This window comes from Nocardioides caricicola (assembly GCF_039541135.1).
GTDB lineage: Bacteria > Actinomycetota > Actinomycetes > Propionibacteriales > Nocardioidaceae > Nocardioides > Nocardioides caricicola.
The window spans coordinates 266,181-292,603 of the sequence record NZ_BAABFQ010000001.1 but is presented as its reverse complement, the minus strand read 5'-3'; the positions used below and the strand labels follow the sequence as shown (position 1 = coordinate 292,603).

Annotated in this window: 27 protein-coding genes and 1 tRNA gene; 17 read left to right on the top strand and 11 right to left on the bottom strand. The window is 72.5% G+C overall.

Annotation, left to right across the window (positions count from 1 at the left end; all coding sequences use genetic code 11):
* Nucleotides 1-26 precede the first annotated feature (26 nt).
* A tRNA-Pro gene (locus tag ABD875_RS01560) sits at nt 27-103 on the bottom strand.
* A gap of 64 nt (nt 104-167) precedes the next feature.
* On the bottom strand, nt 168-992 hold the full coding sequence (locus ABD875_RS01555; RefSeq protein ID WP_345170718.1) for a metallophosphoesterase: 825 nt from the start codon (nt 990-992) through the stop codon (nt 168-170).
* 101 nt (nt 993-1,093) lie between these two features.
* Between ABD875_RS01555 and ABD875_RS01550 the strand changes: the two genes are divergently transcribed.
* Nucleotides 1,094-1,552, top strand: coding sequence for a GatB/YqeY domain-containing protein (locus ABD875_RS01550; RefSeq protein ID WP_345170705.1), 459 nt, complete (start codon nt 1,094-1,096; stop codon nt 1,550-1,552).
* On the opposite strand, the gene ABD875_RS01545 is transcribed toward ABD875_RS01550, so the two are convergent.
* Nucleotides 1,553-3,973, bottom strand: a complete 2,421-nt coding sequence (locus ABD875_RS01545; protein WP_345170704.1) for a transglycosylase domain-containing protein — start codon at nt 3,971-3,973, stop codon at nt 1,553-1,555. It abuts the gene before it with no gap.
* Between the two features lie 200 nt (nt 3,974-4,173).
* Here ABD875_RS01545 and ABD875_RS01540 point away from each other — a divergent pair, with 200 nt between their 5' ends.
* A complete protein-coding gene (locus ABD875_RS01540) occupies nt 4,174-4,467 on the top strand; it encodes a WhiB family transcriptional regulator (RefSeq protein WP_345170703.1) in 294 nt (97 codons plus the stop codon).
* Here ABD875_RS01540 and bagB read toward each other — a convergent pair.
* Together bagB and bagA are read right to left on the bottom strand one after the other, a co-directional pair.
* Nucleotides 4,464-5,594, bottom strand: a complete 1,131-nt coding sequence (bagB, locus tag ABD875_RS01535) for an ArsA family ATPase (protein ID WP_345170717.1) — start codon at nt 5,592-5,594, stop codon at nt 4,464-4,466. The two genes, ABD875_RS01540 and bagB, sit on opposite strands and share 4 nt — an antisense overlap.
* 53 nt (nt 5,595-5,647) lie before the next feature.
* The gene (bagA, locus tag ABD875_RS01530; RefSeq protein WP_345170702.1) at nt 5,648-6,664 is read right to left on the bottom strand and encodes an ATPase BagA; all 1,017 of its coding nucleotides are present in this window, start codon (nt 6,662-6,664) and stop codon (nt 5,648-5,650) included.
* Nucleotides 6,665-6,709: 45 nt separating this feature from the next.
* Here bagA and ABD875_RS01525 point away from each other — a divergent pair, with 45 nt between their 5' ends.
* Genes ABD875_RS01525 through sigJ form a run of 4 tightly spaced genes read left to right on the top strand, consistent with a single transcriptional unit; the run spans nt 6,710 to nt 9,730 of the window.
* The gene (locus ABD875_RS01525) at nt 6,710-7,471 is read left to right on the top strand and encodes a CoA transferase subunit A (RefSeq protein WP_345170701.1); all 762 of its coding nucleotides are present in this window, start codon (nt 6,710-6,712) and stop codon (nt 7,469-7,471) included.
* Entirely contained in the window at nt 7,471-8,097 is a 627-nt protein-coding gene (locus tag ABD875_RS01520; RefSeq protein WP_345170700.1) for a CoA transferase subunit B, read from the top strand. Before ABD875_RS01525 ends, ABD875_RS01520 begins: the two co-directional genes overlap by 1 nt.
* 59 nt (nt 8,098-8,156) lie before the next feature.
* The gene (locus ABD875_RS01515) at nt 8,157-8,873 is read left to right on the top strand and encodes an SDR family oxidoreductase (RefSeq protein WP_345170699.1); all 717 of its coding nucleotides are present in this window, start codon (nt 8,157-8,159) and stop codon (nt 8,871-8,873) included.
* On the top strand, nt 8,870-9,730 hold the full coding sequence (gene sigJ, locus ABD875_RS01510; RefSeq protein WP_345170698.1) for an RNA polymerase sigma factor SigJ: 861 nt from the start codon (nt 8,870-8,872) through the stop codon (nt 9,728-9,730). Before ABD875_RS01515 ends, sigJ begins: the two co-directional genes overlap by 4 nt.
* Here the strand turns inward: sigJ and ABD875_RS01505 are convergent.
* Nucleotides 9,702-11,054 carry an MFS transporter gene (locus tag ABD875_RS01505; RefSeq protein ID WP_345170697.1) on the bottom strand — a complete coding sequence of 451 codons (1,353 nt, stop codon included), beginning with the start codon at nt 11,052-11,054 and terminating at the stop codon, nt 9,702-9,704. The genes sigJ and ABD875_RS01505 overlap by 29 nt on opposite strands.
* Nucleotides 11,055-11,114: 60 nt before the next feature.
* Between ABD875_RS01505 and ABD875_RS01500 the strand changes: the two genes are divergently transcribed.
* From ABD875_RS01500 to ABD875_RS01490, 3 genes are read left to right on the top strand one after another with little or no spacing between them, the layout of a single operon-like run.
* Nucleotides 11,115-11,774, top strand: a complete 660-nt coding sequence (locus tag ABD875_RS01500) for a VOC family protein (RefSeq protein WP_345170696.1) — start codon at nt 11,115-11,117, stop codon at nt 11,772-11,774.
* A gap of 29 nt (nt 11,775-11,803) precedes the next feature.
* Nucleotides 11,804-13,099 (top strand): Nramp family divalent metal transporter, encoded by a 1,296-nt coding sequence (locus ABD875_RS01495; protein WP_345170695.1) that lies wholly within the window; start codon nt 11,804-11,806, stop codon nt 13,097-13,099.
* Between the two features lies 1 nt (nt 13,100).
* On the top strand, nt 13,101-13,478 hold the full coding sequence (locus ABD875_RS01490) for a YdeI/OmpD-associated family protein (protein ID WP_345170694.1): 378 nt from the start codon (nt 13,101-13,103) through the stop codon (nt 13,476-13,478).
* Here the strand turns inward: ABD875_RS01490 and ABD875_RS01485 are convergent.
* From ABD875_RS01485 to ABD875_RS01470, 4 genes are all read right to left on the bottom strand, one after another.
* Entirely contained in the window at nt 13,465-15,849 is a 2,385-nt protein-coding gene (locus ABD875_RS01485) for an ABC transporter permease (protein ID WP_345170693.1), read from the bottom strand. The genes ABD875_RS01490 and ABD875_RS01485 overlap by 14 nt on opposite strands.
* Nucleotides 15,846-16,529 carry an ABC transporter ATP-binding protein gene (locus ABD875_RS01480; protein ID WP_345170692.1) on the bottom strand — a complete coding sequence of 228 codons (684 nt, stop codon included), beginning with the start codon at nt 16,527-16,529 and terminating at the stop codon, nt 15,846-15,848. Before ABD875_RS01480 ends, ABD875_RS01485 begins: the two co-directional genes overlap by 4 nt.
* Nucleotides 16,530-16,594: 65 nt before the next feature.
* Nucleotides 16,595-17,257, bottom strand: coding sequence for a response regulator (locus tag ABD875_RS01475; protein ID WP_345170691.1), 663 nt, complete (start codon nt 17,255-17,257; stop codon nt 16,595-16,597).
* Nucleotides 17,254-18,384, bottom strand: coding sequence for a sensor histidine kinase (locus ABD875_RS01470; protein WP_345170690.1), 1,131 nt, complete (start codon nt 18,382-18,384; stop codon nt 17,254-17,256). Before ABD875_RS01470 ends, ABD875_RS01475 begins: the two co-directional genes overlap by 4 nt.
* A gap of 176 nt (nt 18,385-18,560) precedes the next feature.
* Between ABD875_RS01470 and ABD875_RS01465 the strand changes: the two genes are divergently transcribed.
* The 8 genes from ABD875_RS01465 (at nt 18,561) to ABD875_RS01430 (ending at nt 25,519) form a co-directional block, all read left to right on the top strand.
* The gene (locus ABD875_RS01465; RefSeq protein WP_345170689.1) at nt 18,561-19,601 is read left to right on the top strand and encodes a substrate-binding periplasmic protein; all 1,041 of its coding nucleotides are present in this window, start codon (nt 18,561-18,563) and stop codon (nt 19,599-19,601) included.
* Complete coding sequence (locus ABD875_RS01460; RefSeq protein WP_345170688.1) at nt 19,598-20,965, top strand: hypothetical protein; 1,368 nt, start codon at nt 19,598-19,600, stop codon at nt 20,963-20,965. Before ABD875_RS01465 ends, ABD875_RS01460 begins: the two co-directional genes overlap by 4 nt.
* Nucleotides 20,965-22,146 (top strand): MFS transporter, encoded by a 1,182-nt coding sequence (locus ABD875_RS01455; protein ID WP_345170687.1) that lies wholly within the window; start codon nt 20,965-20,967, stop codon nt 22,144-22,146. The genes ABD875_RS01460 and ABD875_RS01455 overlap by 1 nt, the downstream gene beginning before the upstream one ends.
* Entirely contained in the window at nt 22,143-22,298 is a 156-nt protein-coding gene (gene sp36, locus ABD875_RS01450) for a Sp36 family protein (RefSeq protein WP_243060190.1), read from the top strand. Before ABD875_RS01455 ends, sp36 begins: the two co-directional genes overlap by 4 nt.
* Complete coding sequence (locus ABD875_RS01445) at nt 22,295-22,759, top strand: RidA family protein (protein ID WP_345170686.1); 465 nt, start codon at nt 22,295-22,297, stop codon at nt 22,757-22,759. The genes sp36 and ABD875_RS01445 overlap by 4 nt, the downstream gene beginning before the upstream one ends.
* Nucleotides 22,760-22,769: 10 nt before the next feature.
* The gene (locus ABD875_RS01440) at nt 22,770-23,639 is read left to right on the top strand and encodes an NUDIX hydrolase (protein ID WP_345170685.1); all 870 of its coding nucleotides are present in this window, start codon (nt 22,770-22,772) and stop codon (nt 23,637-23,639) included.
* Nucleotides 23,636-24,445, top strand: coding sequence for an MBL fold metallo-hydrolase (locus ABD875_RS01435; RefSeq protein WP_345170683.1), 810 nt, complete (start codon nt 23,636-23,638; stop codon nt 24,443-24,445). The genes ABD875_RS01440 and ABD875_RS01435 overlap by 4 nt, the downstream gene beginning before the upstream one ends.
* 165 nt (nt 24,446-24,610) lie before the next feature.
* A complete protein-coding gene (locus ABD875_RS01430; protein WP_345170682.1) occupies nt 24,611-25,519 on the top strand; it encodes a DUF559 domain-containing protein in 909 nt (302 codons plus the stop codon).
* A 65-nt stretch (nt 25,520-25,584) separates the two neighbouring features.
* Here ABD875_RS01430 and ABD875_RS01425 read toward each other — a convergent pair whose 3' ends face one another.
* Nucleotides 25,585-26,262, bottom strand: a complete 678-nt coding sequence (locus ABD875_RS01425; protein ID WP_345170681.1) for a Crp/Fnr family transcriptional regulator — start codon at nt 26,260-26,262, stop codon at nt 25,585-25,587.
* Nucleotides 26,263-26,423: the final 161 nt, after the last annotated feature.

The window sequence follows — 26,423 nt, the reverse complement described above, 5'->3', positions numbered from 1 at the left end:
CCGCGGTGCGGATCCGGACCCTCAGATGGTCGGGCTGACAGGATTTGAACCTGCGGCCTCTTCGTCCCGAACGAAGCGCGCTACCAAGCTGCGCCACAGCCCGAACGGCCCACCGAAGCGGACCGGGGGAAACCATACCCGAGCACCTCGGGCGCCCCGAAATCGGCTCAGGTTTCGGTACCGACCAGGGTCAGCAGGGTCGCCTCCGGTCGGCACGCGACCCGGATCCGGGCGTACGGGCTGGTGCCCAGCCCGGCCGAGACGTGCAGCCAGGAGGACTGGTGGCGGTGCAGCCCCTTCGCCCGTTCCGGCTCCAGGTCGCAGTTGGTGGTCAGGGCGCCGAAGCCCGGGACGCACACCTGGCCGCCGTGCGTGTGGCCGGCCAGGATCGCGTCGTACCCGTCCGCGGCGAACCGGTCCAGGACGCGCAGGTACGGCGCGTGCGCGACCCCCAGGCGCAGGTCCGCACCGGGATCCGCCGGGCCCGCCACCTCGTCGAGGCGGTCGTAGCCGAGGTGGGGGTCGTCCACGCCGGCGAACGCGAGCCGCAGACCGCGGACCGCGAGCTCGGCCTTGGCGTTGGTGAGGTCGGCCCAGCCGGCGCCGGTCAGCGCGTCGCGCAGCTCGCGCCACGGCAGCTCGGGCACGTCGGTGTGCCGCTTGCCGTCGTCGGGGAGCAGGTACTTGAACGGGTTGCGCAGGGTCGGCTCGAAGTAGTCGTTGGAGCCGAGCACGAACACCCCGGGGACGTCGAGCAGGGCCCCGAGCGAGTCCAGCACCACGGGCACGGCGTCGCGGTGGGCGAGGTTGTCGCCGGTGTCGACCACCAGGTCCGGCTCCAGTGCGGCCAGGTCGCGGAGCCAGGCCTGCTTGCGGGTCTGGCCGGGTGTCATGTGCACGTCGCTGAGGTGCAGCACCCGCAGCGCCGGGCTCCCGGGCGGCAGGACGGGCACCGTCACCCGGCGCAGCGTGTATGCGCGCGCCTCCGTCATCGCGTACGCCGTGACCCCGGCTCCGGCCAGCGCTCCGGCGAGCGTCAGGCGCCGGAGAATCGATAGCGGGTTCACGCGGCAAGGCTGCCACAATGGCCCGCATGAGTGCCCTCAAGGACCGTCTGCGCGCCGACCTCACCACCGCCATGAAGGCGCGCGACGAGGTGCGCTCCTCGACGCTGCGGATGGTGCTGACCGCCATCACCAACGCGGAGGTCGCCGGCAAGCAGGCCCGCGAGCTCTCCGACGACGACATCGTCGGCGTGCTGTCCACCGAGGCCAAGAAGCGCCGCGAGGCCGCGACCGCGTTCAGCGAGGGCGGCCGCGCCGAGATGGCCGCGAAGGAGACCGCGGAGGCCGCGGTCATCGCCGACTACCTGCCGGCCCAGCTCAGCGAGGAGGAGATCGCCGACCTCGTCACCGCCGCCATCGCCCAGGTCGGCGCCGCCGGCGAGGGCATGAAGGCGATGGGCAAGGTCATGGGCGTCGTGACGCCCCAGGTGAAGGGACGCGCCGACGGCGGCGCGGTCGCCGCGGAGGTACGCCGCCAGCTGGGCTAGCTAGCGCCCGCCGCCCGGACCGTTGCCGTTGCCGTTGCCGTTGCCGTTGCCGTTGCCCGGGCCACCCCCGTTGCCGCCGCCGTTGCCGGGCTTGTCCGGCTTGTCCGGGGGCGGCGGCGCGACGCCGGTGGAGGTGTACACGGTGATCAGGGAGCCCTTCGGCACGTAGCTGCCGCTCGAGGGCGAGGTGTAGGCCACGGTGCCGGCGGGGTTGCCGGAGGCGACCGCGCCACCCTGAATCGGGTTGAAGCCGGCGTCCTCGAGTGCCGACTCGGCCTCGGAGACGCTCATGCCCGAGACGGAGGGGACCAGGGTCGGCTCGCCCTCGATCGCGCTCTGGTCGGGCGCGACGAAGTCCTCGTTGTCGAGGCGGTCGTCGATGGCCTGCATCGCCTGGGCCCACATGGGGCCGGCGAAGCCGGAGCCGGAGACCTCGTAGATGTACTCGCCACCGATGGTCTGACCGGCGAGCTCCATCGGCCGCTGGCCCTCCTTGGTCGCGCCGGCGATCATCGCCGCGGTCGAGATCTGGGGGGTGTAGCCGACGTACCAGACGGACTTGCCGTCCTGGGTCGTGCCGGTCTTGGCCGCGGACGGCACGACCAGGCCGGTGTTGCCGATGTCGTAGCCGTAGCCGCCCGGCTCCTGGACGCCGCGGAGCACGTCGTTGACCGCGTCGGCCGTGGCCTGCGGCAGCGCCTGCTTGCAGCTCGGCAGGAAGTGCTTCAGCTCGTTGCCGTCGGCGTCGGCGATGTCGGTGACCGGCTGCGAGTCGCAGTGCAGTCCGCGCGCACCGAACGTGGCGTACGCCTCGGCCATCTCCAGCGGGCTGGCGTTGGCGACCCCGAGGGTGAACGTCACGACCCGCTCCGCGCCGTTGCCCTGGTCGTCGCCGTTCGGGTTGGTGAGCTCGACCCCGAGCGCCTTGGCGATGTTGAACGGCTCGCAGACGCCGGTCTCCCGCTCGAGCATGGCGTAGAAGGTGTTGGAGGAGGTCTGGGTGCCGCGGTAGACGTCCATAGGGCCGTAGGTGGTCGACGTCGAGACGTTCCACTCGCCGGCGAAGGGCGGCTGGCCGGGGCAGTTCTCGAACTCGTCCTGCGGGATCGTCATCTCCGCGGGCGGGTTCAGCGTCGTCGTCAGCGGGATGTTGCGGTTGACCGCGGCCGCCAGCACGAACGGCTTGAACGTCGAGCCGGCCTGGAAGCCCGCGGAGCCGCCGTACTTGGTCGGCACGGTGTAGTTGAGGAACGTCTGCCCGGCGTCCTCGCTGCGGCCCATCGGGCGGGACTGCGCGAGCGCCTTGACCGCGCCGGTGCCGGGCTCGACCATCGCGATCGCCCCGACAGCCTGGTCCTGCTTGTAGACGTTGGCGGCGACCGCGTTGTCGGCCGCGGTCTGGTCGTCGAGGTCGAGGGTGGTGCGGATGGTGAGGCCGCCGGTCCGCAGCATCTTCTTGCGCTCCTCGACCGTCTCGCCGAGCGCGGGGTTCTGGAGCAGCCAGGCGACGGCGTAGTCGCAGAAGAACGGCGCCCTGGAGTAGAGGCAGCCGTTCTTGGCGGCCTTCACGTCCAGGCCGAGGCCCATCTCCTTGGTCTTCTCGGCCTTCTCGCGGCTGATCACGTTCAGCTCGGCCATCCGGTCGAGCACGATGTTGCGCCGGGCGAGCGCCTTGTCGGGGGAGTTCGTCGGGTCGTAGCCGGTGGGGTTCTTCACCAGCCCCGCGAGCATCGCCGACTGGCGCAGGTTCAGGTCCTTGGCGTTGACGTCGAAGTAGTGACGTGCGGCCGACTGGACGCCGTACGTGCCGTCGCCGAAGTAGGCGATGTTGAGGTACCGCTCGAGGATCCAGTCCTTGGAGTACTTCTGCTCGAACGCGATCGCGTAGCGCAGCTCGCGGAGCTTGCGGGCGTAGGTGTCATCGGTGGCGGCCCGGCGCTCGGCGCGGGTGTTGGCCTGGGTCAGCAGCGTCATCTTGACCATCTGCTGGGTGATCGACGAGCCGCCCTGGACCACCCCGGAGTTCGCCTGGTTGGTGATCAGCGCGCGCAGCGTGCCCTTGAGGTCGAGCGCGCCGTGCTCGTAGTAGCGGTAGTCCTCAATCGCGACGATCGACTTCACCATGATCCGCGACACCTGCGGCAGCGAGACGTTGACGCGGTTCTCGTCGTAGATCGTGGCGATCGTGTTGCCGTCCGCGTCCAGCAGCTTGGTCTTCTGCGGCAGCGGGTCGGTCTGCAGCTCCGCCGGCAGGTTGTCCATCGCCTGGGCCACCTGCCGGGCACCGACGCCGAGCACGCCCGCGAAGGGGATGGCGAGGCCGGCGGCGATGACGCCCATCACGGCGGCGACCGCCACCATCACGAGCAGGTGGGACGCCACGCGGGCTCCCGAGAGGCGTTCGTCACGCGGCACGGACATGGCCTCAAGAGTACGGGTGCGGCGTAGCCCGTACCTAAACATGGCCCGACATGACTAGTTAGTTCGGACTATGCGTATCTCATCCGGCTGGGTCTGTCCGAATTCTCAGACGATCTTTACCTTACTGGTGGAGGGGAAGTCTTCCCGGGCAGTCATCGTGGGGATGTCTGCACGTCTCGGACTGATGTGGGGACATCAAGATGTGGGTTGAGGATTGGGCGCCCGCGGCAGCATGCCGCCAGGCGCAGCCGGACCAGCTCTTCGTGCGTGGTGCGGAACAGAACAAGGCCAAGCAGCTGTGCGCGGGTTGCCCCGTGCGCACCGAGTGCCTCGCAGAGGCACTCGACAACCAGATCGAGTGGGGGGTCTGGGGCGGCATGACCGAGCGTGAGCGACGCGCGCTGCTCCGCCGCCGGCCGAACGCCTCGTGGCGCTCGGTGCTCGAGGCGGCGCGGGAGCAGGGCAGCCCGCTCACCGCCAAGATCTCGGTCTAGGCACCCGCCAGCAGCTGACCGACCTGGCGCAGGCCGGCGAGGTCGTGGACGTCGCCGGCCAGCGCGGGCACCACCGCCGTCGGCACCTGCGGGTGCGCGGCGGCGAACCGGGCGCGCAGCAGGGCCTCGCGCTCGACCGTGCGGGTCTGGTCGGCGTGCAGCCGGAGCAGCCCGGCGGTCAGTGAGTCCGGCGCGCGCTTGCGCAGCCGGGCCGACGCGGCCATCGCCTCGTCGCCCGACAGCGTGCCGCGCGGCTGGGGCGTGGCCCGGTTGACGATGAGCCCGGCGAGCGGCATCCGCTCCTCGCCGAGGCGTTCGACGAAGTACGCCGCCTCGCGCAGCGCGTCCGGCTCCGGTGCGGCGACGACGAGGAACGCCGTCCCGTCGGCCTGGAGCAGCTGGAACGTCCGCTGCGCGCGCTGCCGGAAGCCGCCGAAGAGCGTGTCGAACGCCGACACGAACGTCTGCATGTCGCGCAGCACCTGGGCGCCGAGGATCTTGTTCAGCGCGCTGGTGATCAGCCCGAACCCCGCGCTCATCATCTTCGCCGGGCCCTTGGCGGGCGTGAGCAGCAGCCGGATGAAGCGCCCGTCGAGGAAGCTCGACAGCCGCTCGGGCGCATCGAGGAAGTCCAGCGCGGAGCGCGACGGCGGGGTGTCGACCACGATCAGGTCGTAGGTGCCGTCGCGCTGCGACTCGGCGTGGATCTGGCCGAGCTTCTCCATCGCCATGTACTCCTGGGTGCCCGCGAACGAGCTCGACAGCGCGATGTAGAAGGGGTTCTCCAGGATCTGTTTCGCCTTCTCAGGGGTGGCCTGGCTCTCGACCACCTCGTCGAAGGTGCGCTTCATGTCGAGCATCATCGCGTCGAGGCGGCCGCCCTTGCGGTTCCCGCGGCCGTTGCTGCGCAGGCCGCTGACCGGGCGCGGCGTGTTGTCGAGCTGCTCGATGCCCATCGACTGCGCGAGCCGGCGGGCCGGGTCGATGGTGAGGACGACGACCTTGCGGCCGCGCTCGGCGGCGCGCAGCGCGAGCGCCGCGGACGTCGTGGTCTTGCCGACGCCGCCGGAGCCGCAGCACACGATGATGCCCGTGCCCGGGTCGTCGATGAGCGCGTCGACGTCCATCTGCGGCACCGGTCCGGGGGCGGCGGCCAGCGGGCCGACGCGGGTGCGCGACTTCACCGGATCACCTGCTCGGCGAGGTCCTCCGCGAGCTCGTAGAGCCCGCCGAGGTCGACGCCGCCCGGCAGCCGGGGCAGCTCGTACGTCGGCAGCCCGAGGCCGGCCACCACGGCGCGCTGGCTGTCCTCGAGCGCGCGCCGTTCCGCGTGGTCGTGCGCCTCGGCGAGCAGTCCCTCGACCAGCCCGTCGCCGATGTCGACGCCGGCCTCCTTGAGGTCGGCCTCGATCTGCTCGGCGTCGAGCTTCCCGGCGCGCGCGGCCGCGAGGTCGTGCGCCGAGATGTCGCCGGGCCGGACCTGGTTCACGATCACGCTCCCGACGGGCAGCCCGGCCTGCCGGAGCTCGGCGATGCCGTCGGCGGTCTCCTGGACCGGCATCTCCTCCAGGACGGTCACGAGGTGGACGGCCGTGCGCGGCGACTGGAACAGCGTCATCACCGAGTCGGCCTGGCTCTTGATCGGGCCGACCTTGGCCAGCCCGGCGAGCTCGTCGTTGACGTTGAGGAACTGCGCGATCCGGCCGGTCGGCGGCGCGTCGAGCACGACCGCGTCGTACCGGATCGCGTTCTTGTTCCGGTTGTTGCGCTGCACGGCCTCGTAGACCTTGCCGGTCAGCAGCACGTCGCGGACGCCGGGCGCGATGGTCGTCGCGAACTCGATGACCCCGAAGCGGTCGAGCGCGCGGCCCGCGCGGCCGAGCTTGTAGTACATCGCGAGGTACTCCAGCAGCGCGGACTCGGGATCGATGTGCAGCGCGTGCACGACGCCCGGCGCGCGGCCGCGCAGGCGCAGCCCCGTCGCGATCCGGCGCTCCTCGTAGGGCAGCGGGTCGACGTCGAACATCCGGGCGATCCCCTGCCGGCCCTCGACCTCGCAGAGCAGCACCTGCCGGCCCTGGGCCGCGAGCGCCAGCGCGAGCGACGCCGCGACTGTCGACTTGCCGGTGCCGCCCTTGCCGGTGACCACGTGCAGGCGCACGCGGGACCAGTCGGGGGTGCTCGGCTGGGCTGCCATGGACCCGAGCCTAGGTCAGCGGTGGGGAGCCCTAGGATCGGCCGCATGGACAAGGTGGTGACCTCGGCCACAGAAGCCGTGGCGGACATCCCGGACGGCGCGACGCTGTCGGTGGGCGGATTCGGGCTGTGCGGCATCCCGTCGGTGCTGATCGACGCGCTGCTCACGGCCGGTACGACGGACCTCGAGGCGGTGTCGAACAACTGCGGCGTCGACGACTGGGGGCTGGGCCGCCTGCTCGCCGAGAAGCGGATCCGGCGGATGATCTCGTCGTACGTCGGCGAGAACAAGGAGTTCGCCCGCCAGTACCTCTCCGGCGAGCTCGAGGTCGAGCTGACGCCGCAGGGCACGCTCGCGGAGCGGATGCGCGCCGGCGGGTCGGGCATCCCGGCGTTCTTCACCGCCACGGGCGTCGGCACCCAGGTGGCCGAGGGCGGCCTGCCGTGGAAGTACGACGACGCGGGGAACGTCGTGGTCGCCTCGCCTGCCAAGCAGACGCAGGAGTTCGACGGCCGGGAGTACGTCCTCGAGCGCGCGATCGTCGCGGACTTCGGGCTGGTGCGGGCCTGGAAGGGCGACCGGCACGGCAACCTCGTCTACCGGGACTCCGCGCGGAACTTCAACCCGCTCGCCGCGATGTGCGGCCGGGTCACGATCGCGGAGGTCGAGGAGCTCGTCGAGCCGGGCGAGCTGGACCCCAACGAGATCCACACGCCGGGAGTGTTCGTGCAGCGCGTCGTCGCGCTGACCCCGGAGCAGGCTGCAGACAAGCGGATCGAGAAGCGAACGGTGAGGGAGCGCGCCTGATGGGGTGGACTCGTGAGGAGATGGCCGCCCGCGCGGCCTCGGAGCTGTCGGACGGCTCCTACGTCAACCTCGGCATCGGGCTGCCGACGCTGGTGCCGAACTACGTCGGCGACGACGTGGAGCTGGTGCTGCAGTCGGAGAACGGCATCCTCGGCGTCGGGGCGTACCCGTTCGACGGCGACGAGGACCCGGACCTGATCAACGCCGGCAAGGAGACCGTCACGCTGCGGCGCGGCGCCTCGTTCTTCGACTCGGCGACGTCGTTCGGGATGATCCGCGGCGGCAAGATCGACGCCGCGATCCTCGGCGCGATGCAGGTCTCGAAGGCCGGTGACATCGCGAACTGGATGATCCCCGGGAAGATGGTCAAGGGCATGGGCGGCGCGATGGACCTGGTCCACGGCGCCAAGCGGGTGATCGTGCTGATGGAGCACGTCGCCAAGGACGGCACCTACAAGATCGTGAACGAGTGCTCCCTGCCGTACACCGGCAAGGGCGTCGTCCAGCGGATCATCACCGACCTGTGCGTGATCGACGTGACGCCCGACGGTCTGAGGCTCGTCGAGCTCGCCCCCGGCGTCACCGAGGACGAGGTCCGCGAGAAGACCGAGCCCGAGCTCGTCTGACCCGATGTCACATCCGGGAACGGCTGTCTCGTCATCTCGGTGTGAACAGTCCTGAACCCATGAAGATCGCCGTGGCCGGCGGCACCGGTGTCGTCGGCCGTCACGTCGTGGACGTCGCCCGTGAGCGCGGGCACGACGTCGTCGTCCTCGCCCGGGCCGAGGGGGTCGACCTGACCACCGGGTCCGGGCTCGCCGAGCGGCTCGCGGGCGTCGACGCGGTGGTCGACGTCACCAGCGTCGCCACCCAGAAGCGGGAGGCGGCCGAGGAGTTCTTCGGCGGCGTCACCCGGCAGCTGCAGGCCGCCGCGCCGCCCCACGTCGTCGCGCTCTCGATCGTCGGCATCGACGACGTCGACACCGGCTACTACGCCGGCAAGCGGCTGCAGGAGCGGACCCTCGCCGAGGGCACCGTGCCGTGGTCGGTGCTGCGGGCGACGCAGTTCCACGAGTTCGCCGAGCAGGCGCTGCAGTTCGTCAAGGTCGGCCCGTTCTCGCTGGTGCCGCGGATGCTGAGCCAGCCGGTCGCCGCGCGCGAGGTCGCCGAGGCGCTCGTCGACCTCGCCGAGGCCGGGCCGTCCGGCCGCGTGGCCGACCTCGCCGGACCGGAGCGGCACGACATGGTCGACCTCGCCCGCCGGGTCGCGCGCGGGCGCCACGTCGTACCGGTGCGGGTGCCGGGCGCTGCGGGCCGGGCGATGCGCTCCGGCGCGCTGTGCCCGGCCGGGGACGGCCCGCGCGGCACGATCACGTTCGACGCCTGGCTGGCGGCGCGGTGAGCGACGCGCTCGCGGCGGCGTACGACGAGGAGCGGCCGCGGCTGGTCCGGGTGGCGTACGCCATCCTCGGCAGCCACGCGGAGGCCGAGGACGTCGTGGCCGACTGCTGGCTGCGGCTGGTCGCCGCCGACGAGCGCGAGCCGGTCCGCGACGTGGCGGCCTGGGCGACCGTGACGGTCGCGCGCGCCGCGCTCGACGTCCTCCGCTCGGCCCGCTCCCGCCGCGAGACCTATGTCGGGCCGTGGCTGCCCGAGCCGGTGGTGGCCGACCTCGAGGACCGGGTCAGCCTGGACGACTCGGTGCGCTACGCGCTGCTGGTCGCGCTCGAGCGGCTGACGCCGGCCGAGCGGACCGCCTGGGTGCTGCACGACATCTTCGAGATGCCGTTCGCGGACGTCGCCGCGGCGGTCGGGCGTACGCCGGAAGCCGTGCGCCAGCTCGCGCGCCGGGCCCGTGAGCACGTGGCCGCGGGCACGCCGCGGGTCGCGGTCGACGCGAGCACCCACGACCGCGTGGTCGGGGCGTTCCTCGGTGCCGCGGCCGGCGGCGACCTCGCCGGCCTGGTGCAGCTGCTCGACCCGTCGGTCGTGCTCACCAGCGACGGCGGGGGCGTGGTCAACGCCGCCCGGCGCCCGGTGGTCGGGCCGGACCGGGTGTCCCGCTTCTTCGCCGGCGTCGCCCGGAAGGAGGGTCAGGTCGAGATCGTCGACGTCAACGGGCGCACGGGCGTCGCGATGCTCGTCGACGGCCGCCTGCACTCGGTCGTCTCGTTCACCGTCGACGGCGAGCTGATCACCCGCATCGACATCGTGCTCGCCCCGGACAAGCTCAGCGCGGCGCGGTCCGCCGGGCGGTGAGCACCGACAGCACGCCGAGCGACAGCGCGAGCACGAACACCGCGAGGAACGCATCGCCGCCGGCGCGCGTCGTCGCGGCGAACACCACCCCGGAGGCCGAGAGCGCGATCGCGCCGCCGAGCGAGTCGGCGATCGAGAGTGCCGAGGAGTTGAAGCCGCGGTCGGCGTCGGACGACTCCGCCAGCATCGCGACCCCGGTCCGCGGGTAGCCGAAGCCCATGCCGGCGCCGGCCAGCACGTAGGAGCCGGCCGCCAGCAGCGGGTGGACGTCGGCCCAGACCGCGAGGCCGAGCACGCAGGTGCCGGCGGCGACGAGCAGGCTGCCGACGGTCATCGCGGCGGTGTGCGAGACCCGCTCGCCGAGCCGGGCCTGCAGCTGGCTGGCGCCCGCCCAGCTCAGCCCGACCGCTGTGAGCGCCAGCCCGGCGGTCCCGGGCGTGAGGTCCCACCGCTCCTGGAGCACGAAGACGATGTAGGCCTCGGCGCAGAAGAACGACGCGCTCAACAGGCCGCGGGTCGCGACGACGGACGGCAGGCCCGGACGGCCGACCAAGCTGCCGGCGGGCACGAGGCGTTGCAGCGCCACGACCACGAGCACGGCGGCGACGGCCGCCAGCGCCACGGCCGCGTCGTCGCGGGACCCGAGCAGCTCGAGCGCGAGCACGGCGACGGCGGCGACGAGCGCCCAGGCGAGCCGGCCGCGCGGTGCGGGCTGCTCGCTCGAGCGCGGCTCGAGCCCGCGCAGCGCCGGTGCGATCAGGAACGTCGCCGCGCCCACCAGCGCGACGACGCCGAGGAACACCCAGCGCCAGCCGACGGCGTGGGCGACGTACGCCGCCAGCGCCGGCCCGAAGAGCGAGGGCAGCACCCACGCCGCCGCGAAGCTCGCGAACACCGCCGGCTGGAGCACGGCCGGGAACACCAGGCCGACGACGACGTACAGGCAGACCGTGAGGGCGCCGCCGCCGAGTCCCTGGAGCACGCGGCCGGCGACCAGCACCTCCATGGACGGCGCGGTGCCGCAGACGACCAGGCCGAGCGCGAAGAGCACCAGCGCGACCAGCAGCGGCCGGACCGGCCCCCGGCTGTCGCTGTGGGTGCCCGCCGCGACCATGCCGACCACGCCGCTGGCGAGCGGGGCCGCGAAGGACAGGGCGTAGAGGCCGACCCCGCCGAGCTCGTCGGCGACTGTCGGCATCACCGTGGTGACCGCGGTCGCCTCGAACGCCGAGAACGCCACCAGCGCGAACATCCCGATGGTCGTCGCGGCGTACGACGGGGAGAGCAGGCGCGGGCGGGGTTCGACGGGTGCGGTCAGGGTCACGCGAGGACGGTAGAACCTCAAGTCTGATTGAGGTCAACCGGGTTGTTGCATGATGCGTGGGTGATCGCTTCGTGGAAGGACCTGAGCATCGACGCGTGCGACAACGCGCGTCTCGGGCGGTTCTGGGCCGACACCCTCGGCCTCGAGCTGCACCAGCACGAGGACGGCCTGGTGAGGCTGACCGGGCCGACGCCGCAGTCGACGGTCTGGCTGGCTCCCGTCCCGGAGCCGGTCACCGTCAAGCAGCGGGTGCACCTGGACGTGCACGCGGCCAGCGTCGACGAGGTCCTCGCCCGCGGCGCGACGGTGGCCGACGACCGGTTCCGCTGGACGGTCGTGCGGGACCCGGAGGGCGGCGAGCTGTGCGTGTTCGTCCGCGACGAGGTCCCCGAGCGACGGATCTACGAGATCGTGGTCGACGCGCACGACACGCGCGCGCAGGCCGCGTGGTGGGCGGAGGTCCTCGGGGGACGGCTGGAGGCGGAGGGCGACGGCGAGGCGGTGGAGGCCATCCCGGGTGCGCCGTTCGAGTACCTCGTGTTCGAGCCGGTGGCCGAGCCCAAGACGGTGAAGAACCGGATCCACTGGGACGTCGACGTCTCCGACGTGCGCCTGCTCGTCGAGCACGGCGCCACCGTCCTGCGCGAGCCCGACAACGAGATCTCGTGGACGGTGCTCGCGGATCCCGAAGGCAACGAGTTCTGCGCGTTCGTGGACTGACGGCACCAGATGTGGTGGTGTGAACGTCCATGAGTGACGACACCGCCGTGCTGTCCGAGCGTCCGCCGAAGTGGAAGGTGGTCGGGCCGGGGCTGGTGGTCGCGGCCACCGGTGTCGGCGCCGCCGACCTGGTCGCGACGCTCGTGGCCGGCGCGAAGTTCGGCTACACGCTGCTGTGGGTCGCCGTGCTGGGCGCGGTCATCAAGGTCGTGCTGGTGGAGGGCGCCGGGCGGTACTCGCTCGCGACCGGGCGGACCATCTTCGAGGGCTGGCGCAGCCTCGGCGTCTGGACGACGTGGTACTTCGCGCCGTACATCGTCGTGTGGGGACTCGTGTACGGCGCGACCGCGATGTCGTCGTCCGCGCTCCCGCTCGTGGCGCTGTTCCCCGACCTCTCGCTGCGCTGGACCGCGATGGTGATCGGCGTCGTCGGCCTGCTGCTGGTGTGGTTCGGCACGTACGCCGGGTTCGAGAAGCTGATGGCGGCGCTCGTCGGGGTCATGTTCGTCGCGGTCTCGCTGGCGGCTATCCGGGCCACGCCGAACCTCGGCGAGATCGTGCTCGGGCTGCGGCCGATCTTCCCCGACGACTCGATCATCAACGTGCTCGCGATCGCGGGCGGCGTCGGTGGCACGATCACGCTCGCGGCGTACGGCTACTGGCTGCGGGAGAAGGGCTGGTCCACGCCGAGGTTCATGAAGGTGATGCGGATCGACAACGCGGTCGCCTACACGGTCACCGGCGTCTTCGTGGTCGCGATGCTCATCATCGGCGCCGAGCTCTACTACTCCGCCGGCATCGCCGCCGAGACCGGCGACCAGGCGCTCGTGCAGCTCTCGGACGTCCTCGACGACCGGTACGGCGAGGTGTTCGGCAAGCTGTTCCTGGTCGGCTTCTTCGCGGCGTCGTTCTCGTCGCTGATCGGGGTGTGGAGCGGGGTGAGCCTGATGTTCGCGGACTTCGTCGGCAACCTCCGGGACCTGCCGTCCGGCCACCCCGACACCCGCACCGGCGGCCGGTACTTCCGCGCGTACATGCTGTGGCTGACCTTCCCGCCGATGCTGCTGCTCCTGCTCGACGAGCCGGTCGGGCTGATCCTGGCCTACGGGACGCTCGGGGCGCTGTTCATGCCGTTCCTCGCGGTCACCCTCCTCGTGCTGCTGAACAAGCGCCGGGCGGGCGCGCTGCCGCACTCCGCCGTGCCGGACGAGTGGCGCAACGGCTGGGTCTCCAACGGGCTGCTGCTGCTGTGCGCCGTGCTGTTCGCGGCGCTGGCGGTCAACGAGATCCGGAAGGTGCTGGGACCGTACGTCCCGCTGTGGTGACATGGCCGTCGAGCGCGAGGAGCTGTTCTTCGAGGACGTCACCGGTTGGCACGACTGGCTGCTGGCCCACCACGACACGTCGCCCGGAGTCTGGCTGGCGCTGACCCGCAAGGGCGGCACGGTCACCTCGCTGACCTACGAGGACGCCGTGCTCGAGGCGGTCTGCTTCGGGTGGATCGACAGCCAGGCCCGGCGGCGCGACGAGCAGACGACGTTCATCACGATGACGCCGCGCGGGAAGCGCAGCCCGTGGTCGGCGTCCAACGTCGCGCGGGTAGCCAGGCTCGAGGCCGAGGGCCGGATGCAGCCCGCCGGCCGGGCCGCGGTCGAGGCGGCCCGGGCCGACGGGCGGTGGGACCAGGCGGTCAGTCGAGACTGAGACCCGTCGCCGGGGTCGTCCGTGCGGCCCGGCGGGCGGGCAGCAGCGACGAGAGCAGACCCGCCACGCCCGCCACCAGCACGACGAGCACCAGCTGGCCCCACGGCAGCACCAGCGGTGCCTGGTCGACGGCCGCCTCCACGAGCGCCTGCAGGCTGACCCACGCGAACGTCACGCCGATCACGGAGCCGAGGACCGTCGCGACGACCGAGAGCAGCACCGCCTCGGCCGCGAGGGTCGCGCGCAGCTGGCGCCGGGTCAGCCCCAGGGCGCGCAGCAGCGCGTGCTCGCGGCGCCGCTCGAGCACCGACAGCCCGAGGGTGTTGCCGATGCCGATCAGCGCGATCACGACCGCGATGCCGAGCAGGGCGACGACCGTGCCGGTGAGGATGTCGAGCTGGAGCGTGACCCAGGAGCGCTCGCGGAGCCCGTTGGTCAGGTTCGCTCCGGCCGGCTGCGCGAGCGCGTCCAGGTCACCGGCCAGGTCCTCGGGGTCGGCGTCGTCGGCACGCACCCACACCGCCCAGGGCTGGGTGGCGTCGGTGAGCGCGGCCAGGGTCTCCGGCGCGACGATCGCGGCGTCACCCCAGCTCTCGCCGGAGCTCACCCGCAGCTCCACGCTGCGCTCGCCCACCTGCACCGTGACGCGCGACCGCGAGACGTCGTCGGACGGCAGCCAGATCTCGCGCGGGCCGGGCGTCGCGATGGCGGGGGAGCCGTGCACGACCGCGCCGACCTCGCCGGGCGTCACGGCCGGGAGCTCGCCGGCACCCTCGACCCGGGCCGAGACGCCGTCGAGCGCGACGGCCGTGCCGACACCTGGGACCGCCCGGACCCGGTCGAGCAGGTCGGACGGGAGCGGCTCGTCGGTCGCGGTCAGCGCCACGTCGATCGGGTGGTCCCGGTCCAGGTCCCGATCGACGGCGCTGCGGGAGCTGGCCAGCGCGACGAGGACGGCGGTCGTGAGGGTCACGCCGACGAGCAGCGACGCCGTCGTGGCCGCCGTACGCCGGGGGTTGCGCACCGCGTTCTCCGCCGCGAGCCGGGCCGGGGCGCCGGCGACGCGGCCGCCGAGGCCGCCCGCGACCCGGATCAGCGCCGGGACGATGACCGGCCCGAGCAGCAGCACCCCGGTGAACGCGGCGGCCCCGCCGAGCACCATCAGCCCGGGGCTGTTCCCCTGGATCGACAGCGCGAGCAGGACCGCGCCCAGCAGGACCGTCGCCAGGCCGGCGAGGACGCGGAGACGGCCGGCGCCGGTGTGCACGCTCGTCGAGTCGTCGGGCCGCAGTGCGGCCAGCGGGCCGACCCGGACCACCCGGCGGGTGGGCAGCCAGGCCGCGACGAGCGTGACGAGGAGGCCGGTGACGAACGCGCCGGCGTACCACCGCGGCGACGGGGTGGGGACGCCCATGCTGCCGCTGGGCAGCGCCGAGGTGGCGAGCGCGACGAGGAGGTAGCCGAGCGCGGTACCGAAGGCGAGGCCGAGCAGGGAGGCGGCGGCGCCGAGGGCGAGCGCCTCGACCCGGACCGAGCGCAGCACCTGGCGGCGGGTCGCTCCGACGCAGCGCAGCAGCGCGAAGTCCCGGGCGCGCTGGGCGAACAGGATCGAGAAGGTGTTGGCGATGACCAGGGCCGAGACGAACAGCGCGATCGAGGCGAAGACGAGCAGCAGGATCGCGAGGACGTTCACCTCGTTGGTGAGCTCGGCCTGGAGCTCCTCGACGAACTCGTCGCGGGGCTGGACCGTCGCCCCGCGGGGCAGGTCCAGGGACGCGGAGCCGGGTCCGGCGTACGCGACGGAGTCGACCCACAGGTCCTCGTCGACCGCGCGGAGGTCGTCCCAGAGGAGGTAGAAGTCGGCGCCGGCGCTCGCCGACGGGGTGTCGACGAGCCCGACGACGGTGCCCTCGAGGGTCCCCACCTCGACGGTGTCACCGACGTGCACGTCCTTGCCCTTGACCGCGTTCCGGTCGGCGACCACCTCGCCGGGCTGCTCGGGGAAGCGGCCCTCGCGCAGCTCCTGCCAGCGCAGGCCGGGGTCTTCCGCGATGCCGCCGACGCCGGCGCGCGGGTCGAACAGCCGACCGTCGACGCGGACCTGCTGTGGCGTCCAGCCGATCACGGCGGCCGCGTCGCCGGTGTCGGTGGCGTCCGCCACGATGCGAGCAGCGTCGCGGGCGTCGACCTCGGTGATGACGACGTCGGCGCCGCGGTACTGCTGCTCGACCCCGGCGACCAGGCCGGCGCGGGCGGCCGACGAGAGGAGGCTGGTCACCACGATGAACGTGACCCCGATGACGACCGCGAGGGCGGCCGATACGTAGCGGCGGGTGTGCGTGCGCAACGACGCGCGCAGGACGGTCCTCACGCCACCAGTCCGTCCGCGATCACGACGACGTCGTCGGCGTACGCCGCCGCGCTGTCCTCGTGGGTCACCATGACGACGGTCGAGCCGAGCTCGCGCACGGACCGGCGCAGGAAGCCGAGGACCTCGGCCGCGGCCTCGCTGTCGAGGTTGCCGGTCGGCTCGTCGGCGAACACGATGTCCGGCTCGCTCACCAGCGCACGAGCGATCGCCACGCGCTGCTGCTGGCCACCGGACAGCTCGCCGGGGCGGTGCCCGAGCCGGTCGCCGATGCCCAGGACGCCGACGACCAGGTCGTAGCGCGCACGAGCCGCGGCGTCGACGCGGCGCCCTGCGAGCTCGAGCGGGAGCAGGATGTTCTGGCCGGCGGTGAGCATCGGCAGCAGGTTGAAGGACTGGAAGACGAAGCCGAGGTGCTCGCGGCGGAAGATCGTCAGCGCGTTGTCGTCCATCGACTCCAGGGCACGGCCGGCGACGCTGACGCTGCCGGCGGTGGGGGAGTCGAGGCCGGCGAGGCAGTGCATCAGCGTCGACTTGCCCGAGCCGGAGCGGCCCATGATCGCGGTGAACCGGCCGGCGGGCAGGTCGAGGTCGATGCCGCGCAGGGCGTGGACGGCGGTGTCGCCCTGGCCGTAGACCCGGGTGAGGCCGCGGGTGCTCGCGGCGAGAGGGGAGTTCGTCATGACGACGACGATCCCTGGGCGCGCCGCTCGGATCGTCAGCCCGCGGACCGGACCCGGCGTACGACTCAGGTCGTACGCACCAGCCCGGTCTCGTACGCCAGGACGACCAGCTGGACCCGGTCGCGGGAGCCGGTCTTGGCGAGCAGCCGGCCGACGTGGGTCTTGACGGTCGCCTCCGCGACCACGAGGTCGGCCGCGATCTCGGTGTTGGTGCGGCCGCGGCCGATGTGCACCAGCACCTCGCGCTCGCGCTCGGTGAGCCCGCCGAGACGGCTGTCCGGGGCGGTCGGCTGCGGGTCGGGCAGCACGGCGGCGAACTGGTCGAGGAGCCGGCGGGTGGTGCTCGGGGCGACGACCGCGTCGCCGCCGTGCACGGTGCGGATCGCGGTGAGCAGGTCCTCGGGCGGCGCGTCCTTGAGGAGGAACGCCGCGGCGCCGGCCTTGAGCGCGGCGAACGCGTACTCGTCGAGGTCGAACGTCGTCAGCACGACCACCCGCGGGGCGTCCTCCCTGCCCGCGAGCTGCCGGGTGGTCTCGACGCCGTCCATCCGCGGCATCCGGACGTCCATGAGCACCACGTCGGCCCGGGTGACCGCGAGCCGCTCGAGCGCCTCGGCACCGTCGCCGGCCTCCCCGACGACCGACATGTCCGGCTGGCTGTCCACGAGCATCCGGAAGCCGCCGCGGACCATCTGCTGGTCGTCGACGAGGAACACGCGGATCGTCATAGGGGAAGCCTCGCAGCGACCCGCCAGCCGCCGCCCGGGCGGGGTCCGGCCTCGAACGTGCCGCCGTGCACGGCGACCCGCTCGCGCATGCCGGTCAGGCCGAGACCGCGGCCGTCGTCCTGCGCGGCGGCACCGCGGCCGTCGTCCTCGACGAGGACGGTGACCTCGTCGGCGACGGCCACGTCGACGCGGACCTTCACGTCGGGACCGGCGTGCCGGCGTACGTTCGTGAGCGACTCCTGGACGACGCGGTACGCCGTCAGCGCGACGCCGTCCGGCACCGTCGTCGTGGGCTCGGGCAGCCGCGCGTCGATGTCGTCGCCCACCACCAGGCCGGCGAGGTCGGCCAGCCCCGGCTGCGGCCGGAGCCCGACGGTGTCGCCGGAGCGGAGCAGCCCGAGCATCCGGCGCATCTCGACGAGCGACTCGCGGCCGGTCGCGGCGATGGTCTCGAGAACGGTCGCGGCGACGGCCGGGTCCTGGCGGGCGGCGTACCGCGCGCCGTCGGCCTGCACGACGATCGTCGAGAGCCCGTGCGCGACGACGTCGTGCATCTCGCGGGCGATCCGGGCGCGCTCGTCGGACGCCGCGAGGGCGACCTGCTGGGCGGCCTCGCGCTCGATCCGCTCGCTGCGCTCGACCAGCGCGTCGACGTACGCCCGGCGGGTGCGCGCCAGGGTGCCCAGGGCCCAGGCGGTGACGACGATCGTGGAGATCGTGACGGTGTAGGCGAGGACCGGGTCGGCCTCGACGGTGCCGCCGAAGCCGCGGACCCATCGGACGGCGGCGACCAGCGCGCCGGCGAGGCCGACGCCGAGCGCGGTGAGGCCGGCGGCCGTCGAGGCGTAGCGGGCGACGGAGTAGACCGCGACGGGGAACGCGACCTGGCTCCACAGCGGCGTGTCGACGAGCACCGCCTGCGCGACGCTGCCGAGCGCGACGAGCGCGAAGACCAGGCTCGGGTGGTGGCGGCGCCAGTAGAGCGGGACCAGCTGGACCAGCGACACCGTCAGCCCGATCCACCCGGCGTCGACCAGCGGGGTGGCGAGCGCCGGCAGCAGCAGGCACGTCGCGAGTGCGGCGTCGAACCACCGCTGGCCGCGCGGGCCGAGGCGCCAGGAGGTCACCCGTCGACCCTATGCGGGGGAGCGGGGCGTCCGCGTCCGACCACGGGTGGACCCGGGGTACGACTCGCGTTTGTGGACGTGGCCCGTCCCGAGACGGACTACTCTGACGGCCGTCACACGGACGACCCAGGGGGATGGTCTTGCCACGCGCGAAGCTCAGTCGTCGACTCATGCTCATGTGGCCGACCCTCGTCCTCTGCCTGGTCGTCGTCCTCGTCCTGATGTTCCTCGTGTCTCGGCTGACGTCCTCGCCGGTCCGTCCGCCCAAGCCGGTGCTGGTCGCCAGCGGGGACTGGGAACCGTACGTCGGAGCCGATCTCGCTGGCGGGGGACCGGTCTCGCGGATCGTGTCCGAGGTCCTCGAGCGTCAGGGCTACGCACCGGAGGTCACGTTCTCGACCTGGTCGCTGGCCGAGGAGCGGACCGACCGGGGGTCTGTCATCGGCGGGTTCCCCTTCGTCGCGAGCGAGTCGCGGCAACAGGACTTCCTGCTCTCCGACCCCCTCCTCGACTTCGACTACGTCCTGTTCGTCCGGCGCGACGACCAGGTGGCGCAGCGGATCAGTGAACCCAGCGACCTGGCGGCACTGCGAGTGGCCCACGTGGCCGGTTACGACTACTGGCCCGAGCTGGAGGCCGCGGTCGCGGACTTCATCGAGTACCCGACGACCGCGGCGGCCCTCACCGCGCTCGCGAACGGAGACGTCGACGTCGTACCGGACGGGCTGAAGGCCGGCGAAGCCGCGCTCTCCGCGCCCTCGTTCCTCGGGGACGCGTCCACGGTCGAGCCGCTGCCGGCGGGAGACAACGGGCTGCTCGGCTCGCACGAGGCGCTCCACTTCATGCTCCCGCCCTCCGACGAGAACCGTCGCTTCCTCGACGGCTTCAACCAGGCCCTCGCCGCGGTGAAGGCGACCGACCTGTACGCCGACGCGATCGCCGCGCTCGACACGAGCAGCGGGGACGAGGGTCTCACCGTGCAGGCGGTCGGCGACGCCGAGCTGGCGGTGCTCAGCGATGCGTCCGGCCGGCTGGTGCTCACCCCGTCCGGGACCGGCGTACGTGTCCTGGAGTGGCCGGACGAGTTCAGGTCGGGCGTCGCGAGGGTGCCGACGCGGCCGGTCATGGTCGAGGTGAAGGTGCTCGACGGCCCGTCGCAGGGCCGGATCCTGCTCGCCGACGCGCGAGCCCTGGTTCTCGGAGGGAGTGGATCGTGACCCGGATCCGACTGCTGGTGCCGGGACTCGTCGACTACCGGGAACGCCTGGGCGCCGCCGTTCAGGACCCCGGGCGCTACGACGCGTTCTGGAGCGACGCCCACGTCCCGGCGTACGCCGCGGCCGCCGCCCACGTGCCTGCTGCCGCGCTGCCGCCGTCCGCGCTCGAGATCAGCCGCACCGCCGTCCGCGGCCGGTTCAACCGCTACACGCAGATCGACGTCGACACTCTCGAGCGACCGGTCGACGTCCTGGTGCTTCGGCTCACGGGAGAGCACGTCGAGCTCGCGATCCCGCCCACGATCGATCCCACCGGCGGCACGATCATCGAGCTGCGCCTCTACGACCACGGGATCTTCACCCTCGAGGCCGAGGCCGACGTCGCCGCGGACGTCGACCTGGATGACCTGCGCGAGAGTGTCGTCGTCTGGGGCGAGAGGCTCGGTCGTGAGGTGCACGACCGCTACCTGGTGCCGATCGTCGCGGCGCTCCGCGCCCACGACCGGCACGAGGAGGTCATTGCGGAGCGGGCCGCGGGCGACGACAGCCGCGACCACGGCCGCGTCCTGTGGGTGACGCGGAGCCTGCTGGTGGACCCGGACACGCCGGGATGGCGCGACCAGGCCGCTTACTGGGTCAAGGACTCGGCCGGTCCTGCTGAACCCATGGCGGTCATCCCCACGGAGGCCGAGCCGCACGGCCATCTCGTGCGCTGGCTCAACTACCTGTTCGTCTTCCGGCCCGGGTCGACGCGAGCCGTGACCGATGCCTTCCCCGACGAGTGGACCGCTCTGAGGCTGGCGCAGTACTTCTACGCGGCGATGGAGAACATCGACGTCCAGCTCACCCATGTGTTGGCGCAGTCCTTGGCGCCTGTCCCCTCGATCTCCCTGAGCGACCTGCGGGGCGAGCTGGAGGACTGCTCCCGCCGCGCGCAGTTCATCTCCATGCACCTGCAGGACGTCACGAAGTACCTCAGCCGTGCGGTCCGAGCTGAGCTCGCCGCGATCCTGGAGTACTGGGAGTTCGAGGCGGTCGTGGTCGGGCCCGTCAACCTGAAGACTGCCGCCTGCGAGCGGCGGCTGGGCGAGCTCGCTGAGCAGCGCAACGCCAGGTCTTCCGTCTTCACCGACACGATCCTGCTCGGGATCGGCATCACGTCGATCCTCGGGACCACGGTCGCACTCACCGAGTTCGGACGCACGATGGCGGTCGATCCCGGCATGGCGGGCTACGACACGAACCAGAACGCCGTCACCAGCTGGATCGCGGCCCAGCCGGCCGACCTGCTGCTCCTCGCATCGGTGGGGATCTCCATCCTGCTGGCGGTGCTCTACACGTACTTCCGCCGCACGCAGCGCTGATGGCGGCGTTTCGAAGCGGCCTGGTCCGGCGCTTCGCACTCGTCGAGCTCCTGCTGCAGACCCAGTTCTGGTTCCCGGTCTGGTACCTGTTCCTGCGCGACCTCGGCTACGGCATCGGCATCATCGTGCTCGTCGACGCCCTCTTCCGGCTCATGGTCGTCCTCTGCGAGGTACCGATGGGCATCGTCGCGGACCGCCTCGGACGTCGCCCGGCGTACCTCGCGTTCGGGGTGCTGACGGTCGTCACCTACCTCTCGGTCGCGAACGTCGACACGACCGCGATGCTGGTCGGCGCCTGGCTGCTGTGGGGTGTCCAGTGGGCGGCCGCGTCCGGGCTGGGGACGGCGTACCTCACCGAGGCCGTCGGCCGGTACCAACCCGACGTCGGGGTCCTGCCAGCGCTCGGGGTCGTCCGAGGTGCGGCGGGGCTGGCCGGGTGTGTCTCGCTGGCATCGGCGGGCGCGCTCTACCACCTCGATCCCCGGCTGCCCTTCCTGGTGACCGCCGGCTGCGCGCTGGTCGCGGTGCCGCTGATCGCGACCCTGCCGCGAACCGGCGCGCCGGAGCCCACCTCGTCGATCCGGTTCAGCGAGCTCCGGGAGGTGCAGACGGACCGCGTCCTGCAGGCGCTGCTCCTCTGTGGTGGCCTGGTGCTCTTCTACGGGTGGAGCGTGACGTTCCTCTTTCAACCCCTGGTGCTGGCCGAGGGAATGAGCGAGCAGGCAGCGGCCTGGATGTACGCCGGGTTCGCGGCCACCGGAATCGTCGGGAGCCTGGCGGCCGCGCCGGCGTACCGGCGGCTGGGACTGTCGGCGATCGGCGTCGGGTTCGCGGCGATGGTCCTCGCCGTGACTGGCGCGGCTCTCGCGAGCGGCGTGCTCGCGGTCCTGTGCGTGCCGGTCCTCGGCTGCTGCTACTACCTGTCGCTGACGGCGTCGGAGGCCGCAGTCGCGGAACGGGCCGCCGCGAGCTCGCGGGCGACCGCGTTGTCGTTGGTCAGCGCTGCGGCCGGTCTCGGCATCGCTGCGGCGCGGCCGGCGCTGGGCATCGCCGGCGCCGAGTGGGGCACCGGGGTCGCGCTGGGTGCGTGGGCGGCGGTGGGCGTGCCACTGCTGCTCCTGCTGGCTTGGACGGTTCGCCGGGTCAGCGCTGAAAGCGCGCGAGTAGGGTGCGGGGCATGACCAAGTGGGAGTACCTGACCGCGCCGATCCTCACGCATGCGGCCAAGCAGATCCTGGACAACTTCGGGGCCGACGGGTGGGAGCTGGTGCAGATCGCGCCGGGCATGAACCCCGAGAACCTCGTGGGCTACTTCAAGCGGCCGCTCGCATGAGCGCAGCCGAGGACCGGCTGGCCGCGCTCGGCCTGTCGGTGCCCGAGGTGGCCAAGCCGGTGGCGGCGTACGTCCCGGCGGTCGTGTCCGGCGACCACGTGTTCACCTCCGGCCAGCTGCCGATGAAGAACGGCGAGCTGATGCTGACCGGCAAGGTCGGCGGCGAGGTGAGCCCGGAGGAGGCCAAGGCGTGCGCGCAGCAGTGCGCGCTCAACGCGATCGCCGCCGTGAAGTCGATGGTCGGCGACCTCGACCAGGTCGCGCAGATCGTGAAGGTCGTCGTGTTCGTGGCGTCGACGCCGGACTTCACCGGCCAGCCGCAGGTCGCGAACGGCGCGTCCGAGCTGTTCGGCGAGGTGTTCGGCGACGCGGGCGTGCACGCGCGGTCCGCGGTCGGCGTACCCGTGCTGCCCCTCGACTCGCCGGTCGAGGTGGAGATCGTGGTCCGGATCGCCTCGTGAGGGGCACCGCGTGAAGATCCCCCTCCCGCCGGTGCCGCTGCCTGAGCACCTGGTCGACGTGGCGCGCTCGTTCACCGACGGGACGAACACGCCCGCCGAGCCGCGGGACGCGGCGACGGTGATCCTGATGCGGCCGTCCGAGGACGGGCCGGAGGTCTACTACCTGCGCCGGCACGTCTCGATGGACTTCGCCGCCGGGATGGCGGTGTTCCCCGGCGGTGGCGTCGACCGTCGCGACTTCGACGCGTCGGTCGGGTGGGTCGGGCCGTCGCCCGCGGACTGGGCGACCCGGCTGGGCTGCGACGAGGAGACCGCTCGCGCGCTGGTGTGCGCAGCCGTGCGCGAGACGTTCGAGGAGTCCGGTGTGCTGCTGGCCGGTACGTCGCCGTCGTCGGTCGTCGCCGACACCACCGGCGACGACTGGGAGGCCGACCGGGTCGCGCTGGAGTCGCGCGAGCTGGCACTGACCGACTTCCTGAACCGCCGGGGACTGGTCCTGCGCACCGACCTGCTGGGCGTGTGGGACGCGTGGCTGACGCCGATCTTCGAGCCGAAGCGCTACCGCACCTGGTTCTTCGTGGCCGTCCTCCCCGACGGGCAGGTCACCCGAGACGTGTCGACGGAGTCGTCGTCGGTCGCGTGGATCCCCGCCCGCGTCGCCGCCGACCAGGCCGACGCGGAGGAGCTCGCGCTGATGCCGCCGACGTACCTCACCTCGCTGGAGGTCGGCAGCTTCGCGTCGCCGGCGGAGGTGCTGGAGGTCGCGGCGTCGCGGTCGGTGGAGATGTTCACGCCGGCCGTCGAGCCGCTCGGCGAGGGCTGGACGCTGTCGATGCCGGACCGGCTCCGGCCGCTGGTCGCCGCGCGGCACCGCTCGTGACGTCCTGGGAGGGCGGGTCCTTCGGGACGCGCGGGCGCTGCCTGCTCGCGCCGAACCCCGGGATCATGACGCTCGACGGCACGAACACCTGGGTGCTCCAGGAGCCCGGCGCCTCCGCGTCGGTCGTGGTCGACCCCGGCCCGATCGAGGACGGGCACCTCGAGCGACTCACGGCCGAGCTGGGCGACGTGGGGCTGGTGCTGCTCACGCACCACCACTTCGACCACGCCGAGGTGGCCGCGGAGTTCGCGCGCCGCAAGGGTTGCGCCGTACGCGCCCTCGAGCCGGCGCTGTGCGTGGACGCTCCTCCGCTGGTCGACGGAGAGGACCTCTCCGTGGACGGGCTCGCGCTGCGGGTGCTGACCACGCCGGGACACACCGCGGACTCGATCTCCCTGGTCGTGCCCGCCGACGGTGCGCTGCTGACCGGCGACATGGTGCTCGGCCGGGGCACGACGGTCGTCGCCCACCCGGACGGCCAGCTCGGGCCGTACTTCGACTCGATCACCCGGATGCGCTCGCTGGCGGTGTCCGGCGAGGTGCGCACCCTCTGGCCGGCCCACGGTCCGGTCCTCGACGACGCCCTCGGCGTCCTCGACCACTACCTCGCCCACCGCCGCGACCGCCTCGCCCAGGTCGAGCGCGCCCTCGCCGAGCTCGGCGTCGCGATCTCCCCGGAGCTCTCCGAGGACGACTCCCTCCCCCGCCAGGTCGTCGAGGTCGTGTACGCCGACGTCGACTCCTCCCTCTGGCCCGCCGCCGAGCTCTCCGTCCGCGCCCAGCTCGCCTACCTCTCCCAACGTTGAATCGGGACTTCCGGTCCGTCGAGTCGGGAGTTCCGGTCCGTCGAGTCGGGAGTTCCGGTCCGTCGAGTCGGGGGTTCCGGTCCGTCGAGTCGGGCGTTCCGGTCCTTTCCACAGGGGCGCGAACAGCAGGTGCGCAGCCCAGGCTGACCGGGGACGGTCCCAGCCATGGAACGCACCTGGCCCGTCGAACCCTTCACCCGCGCTGACCTCGCGTCCTGGGGACTTCTCCCGTCGGCGCTGAGGCAGGGACGGCGACGCGGCGAGGTCAGGCCGATCGTCCGCGGTGTCTTCGTCGCCGCCCACGTGCCGGATTCGCTGACGCTCAAGGCCCGCGCGGTCGCCCGGGTGGTCAGCCCGCACCACGTGGTCACCGACCGCACGGCCGCGTGGCTCCATGGTGTCGACACGTACGTACATGCCGAGCACGACGCCGGTCTGGTGACGGAGACGTGCGCGCTGCGTTGGCACGAGCCGACCACGGTGTCCGGCGTCGACGGACGCACCCGAGACCTGCGTCCCCGCGACCTGATGACGCTGTACGGCGTCTGCGTGACGACTCCGTTGCGCACGGCGCTCGACCTCGGCTGCTGCTTGAAGCGCCGGGAGGCGTTCGCGGCGATGGTGATGCTCGCCCGACTGCACGGCCTCACTGCCATCGACCTCGAGCACGAGCTCGGCCGCTACCGACGGCGTCGCGGCGTCATCCAGCTGCGCGGGCTCGTCGGCCTGGTCGAGCCGCGCATCGAGTCGCAGCGCGAGGCCTGGGTGTACCTCGACATCGCGGACGCCGGGCTGCCGCTGCCCGAGCCGCAGGTGTGGATCACGGTCGAGGGCGTCGCGACGTACCGGCTCGACCTCGCCTACCGCCGGGCGCGGGTGTGCGTCGAGTACGACGGCGAGGAGGCGCACGAGGGCCGGGAGGCCGAGGACGAGGAACGTCGTAACTGGCTGCGCCGCAACGGCTGGACCGTGATCGTCCTGCGCAACGGCGACTTCACCGACGCGAAGCGCGACCGGTGGCTCAGCGAGCTCCGTGCTGCGCTCGTGCCGGCGTACTCCAACCGCCGCTGGTGACCGAAACTCCCGACTCGAGTGACCGAAACTCCCGACTCAACGGACCGGAAGTCCCGATTCAACGTCTAGCGGGCGCGGCGGCCGAGGCGCTCGACGTCCATGATCACGACCGAGCGGGGCTCGAGGCGCAGCCAGCCACGGGAGGCGAAGTCGGCCAGGGCCTTGTTCACGGTCTCGCGGGAGGCGCCGACCAGCTGGGCGAGCTCCTCCTGGGTGAGGTCGTGGTGGACGTGGACGCCGTCGTCGGCGGTGCGGCCGAAGCGGTCGGCGAGGTCGAGCAGCGCCTTGGCGACGCGGCCGGGGACGTCGGAGAACACCAGGTCGGCGACGACGTCGTTGGCCTTGCGGAGCCGGCCGGCGAGCTGGGCGAGCAGGCCGCGGGCGACCGTCGGGCGACCCTCGAGCCAGCGCAGCAGGTCCTCGTGGGAGAGGGAGGCGAACGACGCATCGGTGACCGCGGTGACGGTCGCGGAGCGCGGGCCGGGGTCGAAGAGCGAGAGCTCACCGAACATCTGGCCCGGGCCGAGGATCGCGAGGAGGTTCTCGCGGCCGTCCGCGGAGGTGCGGCCGAGCTTCACCTTGCCGTCGAGCACGATGTAGAGCTTGTCGCCCGAGTCGCCCTCGTGGAACAGCACGTCGCCGCGGCGCAGCTTGCTCTCGGCCATCGACGCCCGCAGTGCCGTCGCCGCCTCGTCGTCGAGCGCGCTGAACAGCGGTGCCTGGCGCAGTACGTCGTTGTCCACGAAATCCTCCTCAGGAATGTCCCCGCTGCACACGGGTCCCGCGCCGAATCCTATCCAGTGGGATAGTTCACAGCGACTGGACACTCTCGGGTGGACGCTACGCCCCGTCGGCTCGGTGGTGTCGGCACCTCGCCGTACCCTGGGCGGGTGTCCGCCACCGT

Bases quoted from the DNA above. Each gene is read 5' to 3' on its own strand.
- ABD875_RS01495 (WP_345170695.1), top strand. From the start codon at position 11,804: ATGAGTGACGACACCGCCGTGCTGTCCGAGCGTCCGCCGAAGTGGAAG.
- ABD875_RS01480 (WP_345170692.1), bottom strand. From the start codon at position 16,529: ATGACGAACTCCCCTCTCGCCGCGAGCACCCGCGGCCTCACCCGGGTC.
- ABD875_RS01445 (WP_345170686.1), top strand. From the start codon at position 22,295: ATGAGCGCAGCCGAGGACCGGCTGGCCGCGCTCGGCCTGTCGGTGCCC.
- ABD875_RS01475 (WP_345170691.1), bottom strand. From the start codon at position 17,257: ATGACGATCCGCGTGTTCCTCGTCGACGACCAGCAGATGGTCCGCGGC.
- sp36 (WP_243060190.1), top strand. From the start codon at position 22,143: ATGACCAAGTGGGAGTACCTGACCGCGCCGATCCTCACGCATGCGGCC.
- bagA (WP_345170702.1), bottom strand. From the start codon at position 6,664: ATGGCAGCCCAGCCGAGCACCCCCGACTGGTCCCGCGTGCGCCTGCAC.
- ABD875_RS01515 (WP_345170699.1), top strand. From the start codon at position 8,157: ATGAAGATCGCCGTGGCCGGCGGCACCGGTGTCGTCGGCCGTCACGTC.
- ABD875_RS01540 (WP_345170703.1), top strand. From the start codon at position 4,174: ATGTGGGTTGAGGATTGGGCGCCCGCGGCAGCATGCCGCCAGGCGCAG.
- ABD875_RS01465 (WP_345170689.1), top strand. From the start codon at position 18,561: ATGTGGCCGACCCTCGTCCTCTGCCTGGTCGTCGTCCTCGTCCTGATG.
- bagB (WP_345170717.1), bottom strand. From the start codon at position 5,594: ATGGACGTCGACGCGCTCATCGACGACCCGGGCACGGGCATCATCGTG.
- ABD875_RS01550 (WP_345170705.1), top strand. From the start codon at position 1,094: ATGAGTGCCCTCAAGGACCGTCTGCGCGCCGACCTCACCACCGCCATG.
- ABD875_RS01490 (WP_345170694.1), top strand. From the start codon at position 13,101: ATGGCCGTCGAGCGCGAGGAGCTGTTCTTCGAGGACGTCACCGGTTGG.
- ABD875_RS01430 (WP_345170682.1), top strand. From the start codon at position 24,611: ATGGAACGCACCTGGCCCGTCGAACCCTTCACCCGCGCTGACCTCGCG.
- ABD875_RS01520 (WP_345170700.1), top strand. From the start codon at position 7,471: ATGGGGTGGACTCGTGAGGAGATGGCCGCCCGCGCGGCCTCGGAGCTG.
- ABD875_RS01455 (WP_345170687.1), top strand. From the start codon at position 20,965: ATGGCGGCGTTTCGAAGCGGCCTGGTCCGGCGCTTCGCACTCGTCGAG.
- ABD875_RS01525 (WP_345170701.1), top strand. From the start codon at position 6,710: ATGGACAAGGTGGTGACCTCGGCCACAGAAGCCGTGGCGGACATCCCG.
- ABD875_RS01555 (WP_345170718.1), bottom strand. From the start codon at position 992: ATGACGGAGGCGCGCGCATACACGCTGCGCCGGGTGACGGTGCCCGTC.
- ABD875_RS01545 (WP_345170704.1), bottom strand. From the start codon at position 3,973: ATGTCCGTGCCGCGTGACGAACGCCTCTCGGGAGCCCGCGTGGCGTCC.